The organism is Micromonospora globispora, from assembly GCF_003857015.1.
Classification (GTDB): domain Bacteria; phylum Actinomycetota; class Actinomycetes; order Mycobacteriales; family Micromonosporaceae; genus Micromonospora; species Micromonospora globispora.
Genome location: NZ_QGGF01000052.1, coordinates 1 through 5,313, shown reverse-complemented (window position 1 = coordinate 5,313; position 5,313 = coordinate 1). Strand labels below are relative to the sequence as shown.

Annotated in this window: 6 protein-coding genes and 2 pseudogenes; 5 read left to right on the top strand and 3 right to left on the bottom strand. The window is 73.7% G+C overall.

Going from position 1 to position 5,313, the window contains the following annotated elements:
• The 3 genes and pseudogenes from DKL51_RS35535 to DKL51_RS01545 all read right to left on the bottom strand — a co-directional run.
• Window positions 1–81 (bottom strand): annotated as a pseudogene (locus DKL51_RS35535) (TetR/AcrR family transcriptional regulator); the annotation flags it as partial.
• Complete coding sequence (locus DKL51_RS01550) at window positions 81–836, bottom strand: ABC transporter permease (protein WP_109944062.1); 756 nt, start codon at window positions 834–836, stop codon at window positions 81–83. The pseudogene DKL51_RS35535 and the gene DKL51_RS01550, both read right to left, overlap by 1 nt.
• The gene (locus DKL51_RS01545; RefSeq protein ID WP_109966435.1) at window positions 833–1,576 is read right to left on the bottom strand and encodes an ABC transporter ATP-binding protein; all 744 of its coding nucleotides are present in this window, start codon (window positions 1,574–1,576) and stop codon (window positions 833–835) included. Before DKL51_RS01545 ends, DKL51_RS01550 begins: the two co-directional genes overlap by 4 nt.
• A gap of 109 nt (window positions 1,577–1,685) precedes the next feature.
• Here DKL51_RS01545 and DKL51_RS01540 point away from each other — a divergent pair, with 109 nt between their 5' ends.
• The 5 genes and pseudogenes from DKL51_RS01540 to DKL51_RS01520 form a co-directional block, all read left to right on the top strand.
• The gene (locus DKL51_RS01540; RefSeq protein ID WP_109944064.1) at window positions 1,686–2,075 is read left to right on the top strand and encodes a MerR family transcriptional regulator; all 390 of its coding nucleotides are present in this window, start codon (window positions 1,686–1,688) and stop codon (window positions 2,073–2,075) included.
• Window positions 2,072–3,076, top strand: a complete 1,005-nt coding sequence (locus DKL51_RS01535) for an aldo/keto reductase (RefSeq protein WP_109944065.1) — start codon at window positions 2,072–2,074, stop codon at window positions 3,074–3,076. The genes DKL51_RS01540 and DKL51_RS01535 overlap by 4 nt, the downstream gene beginning before the upstream one ends.
• A gap of 47 nt (window positions 3,077–3,123) precedes the next feature.
• Window positions 3,124–3,558: a phosphoribosyl-AMP cyclohydrolase gene (hisI, locus tag DKL51_RS01530; RefSeq protein WP_109944066.1), complete on the top strand. Its 435-nt coding sequence runs from the start codon at window positions 3,124–3,126 to the stop codon at window positions 3,556–3,558.
• Window positions 3,555–5,108: an anthranilate synthase component I gene (locus DKL51_RS01525; protein WP_109964401.1), complete on the top strand. Its 1,554-nt coding sequence runs from the start codon at window positions 3,555–3,557 to the stop codon at window positions 5,106–5,108. The genes hisI and DKL51_RS01525 overlap by 4 nt, the downstream gene beginning before the upstream one ends.
• A pseudogene (locus tag DKL51_RS01520) lies at window positions 5,105–5,313 on the top strand (Trp biosynthesis-associated membrane protein); the annotation flags it as partial. The gene DKL51_RS01525 and the pseudogene DKL51_RS01520, both read left to right, overlap by 4 nt.

Sequence of the window (5,313 nt, the reverse complement as noted above, 5' to 3'; positions counted from 1 at the left end):
GGCGAACGCCGCGCGGGCCGCCGCCAGGATCGCCTCCCGGGTGTCCGGGTTGCCGGGCCGGCGGCCGGTGCGCCGGGCCATCATCCGCTGCGCCGCCGCAGGGTCGCGGCGGCGAGCACCAGCGCCAGCACCGCCGCGCCGGCGACGATGCCCACGTCCCGCCACATCGTGCCGGTCGGCTCGGCATGCGCGCCGACCTCCTGCAACGCCTCGACGGCGTACGACAGGGGCAGCACGTCGCTGACCGCCTGGAGCCAGCCGGCCATCTCGCCCCGGGGTACGAAGAGCCCGCAGAGCAGCAGCTGGGGAATCGCCACGACCGGCATGAACTGCACGGCCTGGAACTCGGTGCGGGCGAAGGCGCTGCAGAACAACCCGAGCGCCACGGCCAGCACGGCGTTGACCGCGGCGATCATGACCACCAGCCAGATGCTGCCGGCGGTGTCCAGACCGAACACCCAGTACGCCACCGCGGAGGCGAGGGTCGCCTGGACCGCCCCGGCCAGTCCGAACGCGATGCCGTAGCCGAACAGCAGGTCGAGCTTGCCCAGCGGGGTGGTGAGCAGCCGTTCCAGCGTCCCGGTGGTGCGCTCGCGCAGCATGGCGATGCTGGTCACCAGGAACATGATGATGAACGGGAAGAAGCCGAGCATGATCAGCGCGACCCGGTCGAAGACCGTGGGCTGCCCCGGCGGGGTGGGCTGGTCGACGTACATGAAGTAGACCAGCGTGAGCAGCACGGCGGGCACGACCACCAGCAGCGCGACGGTGCGCCGGTCGTGCCGGAGCTGGCGCAGGATGCGTCCGGTGGTCGCGGCGAGGATCCGGGGGCTCATCGCGTTTCCTCTCCGGCGTGGCCCTGGCCCGCCTCGCTCGCCCTGATCAGTCGCAGGAAGGCCTCTTCCAGATCGTCGACGCCGGTGGTGGCCCGGACCGCGTCCGGGGTGTCGTCGGCGATCAGCCGGCCGTCCCGGATGAGCAGCAGCCGGTCGCAGCGGGCGGCCTCGTCCATCACGTGGCTGGACACCAGCAGCGTGGTGCCGGCGGCCGCCATCTCGTGGAAGCGGGCCCACAGGTCCGCCCGGAGCACCGGGTCCTGACCGACGGTCGGCTCGTCGAGGATGACCAGCTCCGGTTCGCCGACCAGGGCGCAGGCGAGAGACGCCCGGCTGCGCTGGCCGCCGGAGAGGGTTCCGACGAGCTGGGTGGCGGCCTCCGCCAGGCCGACGTCGGTGACCGCCCGGTCCGCCTCGGCGTGGCTGCGGCCGTGCAGGGCGGCGAAGTAGCGGGCGTTCTCCCGCACGGTCAGGTCGGCGTAGACGCTGGGCGCCTGGGTGAGGTAGCCGACCCGGTGGCGCAGCTCAGGCGCCCCGGCGGGCCGGCCGAGCACGGTGACCGTGCCGGAGTTGACGGTCTGCACCCCGACGATTGCCCGCATCAGGGTGGTCTTGCCGCTGCCGCTGGGCCCGAGCAGCCCGGTGACCTGGCCGCGGGGCACGGCGCAGCTGATGCTCTGCAGCACCCGCCGCCGGCCCCGGTCGACGACCAGGTCACGGACCACGACGCCGTCGTCCATCGCCCCGCCTTCCCAAAACTCATCAAGTGTTGAACTCAACGCTAGATGAGTTACCCGCCCGCGCGCAACGGTTGACTTCGAGTGCCCTCGAACTGGAAGTCTGGGGTCCGTGGACGTCAGTACGCGGGAGATGAGCCTCACCGTGGGTGAGGCGGCGGAGCGGGTGGGCCTGACCACCTACACGTTGCGCTGGTACGAGCAGGAGGGTCTGGTCGCCCCGGTCGGGCGGGACTCGGCCGGCCGGCGGCGCTACACCGAGTCGGACCTGGACTGGCTGTTGCTGCTCACCCGGCTGCGCCGCACCGGGATGCCGGTGCGGGACATGCGCCGCTACGCCGAGCTGGCCCGGCAGGGTGACCGGACGCTCGGCGCCCGGCGGGCGCTCTTCGAGGCGCACCGGGCCCGGGTGCTGGCCCGGATGGCCGAACTGGAGGAGGACCTCAAGGTGCTCAACTACAAGATCGACATCTACCGCAGGGCGGAGGAGGAGCTTCGATGATCCGCCGACGGATGGGCGCGAACGGGCCGGAGGTCTCGGCGATCGGCCTGGGCTGCATGGGCATGAGCTTCGCGTACGGGGCCGGTGACGACGCCGAGTCGACGCGTACCCTGCACCGCGCCCTCGACCTGGGCGTGAACCACCTCGACACCGCCGACATGTACGGCCGGGGCGCGAACGAGCGGCTGCTCGCCCCGGTGGTGCGGGCCCGCCGGGACGAGGTCTTCCTGGCCACCAAGTTCGGCAACCGGACCCGCGGCGACAGCTTCGACGGCACCGGTACGCCCGGCGCCTTCGTGGACAGCAGCGCCGCCTGGGCCCGGGAGGCCTGCGACGCCTCGCTGAGCCGGCTCCGCGTGGAGACCATCGACCTGTACTACCTGCACCGGCGCAACCCGGAGACCCCGATCGAGGAGACCGTCGGGGCGATGGCCGAGCTGGTCGCCGCCGGAAAGGTCCGGCTGATCGGGCTCTCCGAGGTCAGCCCGCAGACCCTGCGCGCCGCGCACGCGGTGCACCCGATCTCCGCGGTGCAGATGGAGTACTCGCTGTTCAGCCGCGACGTCGAGGGGGAGATGCTGGACACCTGCCGGGAGCTGGGCGTCTCGCTGGTGGCGTACTCGCCGGTGGGGCGGGGGTTGCTCACCGGGGCGATCACCAGCCGGGAGCAGCTCGCCCCGGACGACTGGCGCGCCGGGGCGCCCCGGTTCGCCGAGGGCAACCTCGACGCCAACCTCCGGCTGGTGGACGAGGTCCGGGCGGTGGCCGCCGAGATCGGCCGTACGCCGGCGCAGGTCGCGCTGGCCTGGCTGCTGGCGCAGGGCGAGGACATCCTTCCGATCCCGGGCACCAAGCGGGTCCGGTACCTGGAGGAGAACGCCGCGGCGGCCGACATCCGGCTCACCCCGGAGCAGCAGGCCCGGCTGAGCAAGGCGGTGCCGCCCGGTGCGGCGGCCGGAGAAAGGTACCCCGAGGCAGCAATGGGAACCGTCGGACACTAGGGGACGGGTCGCCGGTGCCCGGGCCGCGTGCGGGAGAATGGTTCACTGTGCCCGCATCTGACGCGCCGGTGAACGGCGCCCCCGCCAGCTCGGGCGGTCCGGCGGCCCCCGGCCCGGCCCGCCCGTCCCGGCTCGACCCGGCGATCGCCGCCCGGTTGCGCCGCACCCCCGACGGCCTGGTGGCCGCGGTGGTCCGGCAGCACGACACCGGCGAGGTGCTGATGGTCGCCTGGATGGACGACGAGGCGCTGCACCGCACCCTGACCACCGGCCGGGCCACCTACTGGTCGCGCAGCCGTCAGGAGTACTGGGTCAAGGGGGCCACCTCCGGCCACCACCAGTACGTCCACTCAGTGGCGCTGGACTGCGACGGGGACGCGCTGCTGGTCAGCGTGGACCAGGTCGGCGCGGCCTGCCACACCGGGCACCGCACGTGTTTCTTCACCGAGCTGCCGGTCAGCTCACCGGAGGCGACGTCATGACCGACGGCCGGGTCAGCCCCGACCAGGCGGCCTTCACCGACCTGGCGGCCCGCTGGCGGGTCGTTCCGGTCACCCGGCGGCTGCTCGCCGACGCGGAGACCCCCGTCGGCGTCTACCGCAAGCTCGCCGGCGGCCCCGGCACCTTCCTCCTGGAGTCCGCCGAGCAGGGCGTCGGCTCGGCCGGGATGGCCTGGTCCCGGTACTCGTTCATCGGCGTCCGCAGCAGCGCGACCCTGACCGAGCGGGGCGGCGCCGCGGTCTGGACCGGGGAACCTCCGGCCGGCCTGCCCGCCGACGGCGACCCGGTCCGGGTGCTGCGGGAGACGGTCGCGGCGATGGCCGGCCCGGCCTGGGACCCGGCCAGCGGCATGCCGCCGCTGACCGGCGGCATGGTGGGCTACCTCGGGTACGACCTGATCCGCCGCTTCGAGCGGTTGCCCGAGCTGACCGAGGACGACCTCGGCGTGCCCGAGCTGGGCATGATGCTCGCCACCGACCTGGTGGTGCTCGACCACTACGACGGCTCGGCGATCCTGGTCGCCAACGCGATCCTGCCGCCCCTGGACGCGCCGGACCGGGAGCCGCTCGTCGCGGCGGCGTACCACCACGCGGTGGGGCGCCTCGACGCGATGACCACCGCGCTGTCCCGACCGATTCCGCCCATGATCTCGACGGTCGACCGACCGCCGGCGGGCGAGGTGGTCAGCCGTACCCCGGACGGCGGCTACCCGAAGGCGGTGGAGGCGGCCAAGGAGGCGATCCGGGCCGGCGAGTGCTTCCAGATCGTCCTCGCCCAGCGCTTCGAGCGGGAGACCCACGCCGACCCGCTGGACGTGTACCGGGTGCTCCGCACGACCAACCCCAGCCCGTACATGTACCTGCTGCGCTTCGACGGCTTCGACATCGTCGGTTCCTCGCCGGAGGCGCACCTGAAGGTCAGCACCGGTGCGGACGGTCGGCGGCGGGCGCTGCTGCATCCGATCGCCGGTACCCGGCCGCGCGGCGGCACCCCGGAAGCCGACGCCCGGCTCGCCGCCGAGCTGCTGGCCGACCCGAAGGAACGCTCCGAGCACGTGATGCTCGTCGACCTGGGTCGTAACGACCTCGGGCGGGTCTGCCGGCCGGGCACCGTCGAGGTCCCCGAGTTCGCCACCATCGAGCGGTACAGCCACGTCATGCACATCGTCTCCACGGTGGTCGGGGAGCTGCGGGAGGACCGCACGGCCTTCGACGCGCTCGCCGCCACCTTCCCGGCCGGCACCCTCTCCGGCGCGCCGAAGGTGCGGGCCATGGAGATCATCGAGGAGCTGGAGCCGGTCCGGCGTGGTCTGTACGGCGGCACGGTGGGCTACTTCGGCTTCGGCGGCGACCTCGACATGGCGATCGCGATCCGCACCGCGCTGATCCGCCCCGGGCGGGCGTACGTGCAGGCCGGCGCGGGGGTAGTGGCCGATTCCGATCCCGCCGCGGAGGACCAGGAGACCCGCAACAAGGCCGCCGCGGTGCTCGCCGCGATCGCCGCCGCCGAGACCCTCCGGCCGGCCCGATGAGTGAGCCGACGTCGACCGCCGGCCCGGGCGCGCGGGGGCGGCGCGAGCTGACGTACGCGGTGCTGCTCTGCCTGGCCGGGGCGGGCCTGGCGTTCTGGGCGGCGACCCGGACGTGGTCGGTCGAGCTGATCGCCCGGGCATCCCTGCCGCCGTCGCGGCACACCCGCACGGGCGCGGACCTGCTGCCGTGGGTCTCCGCGCTGGC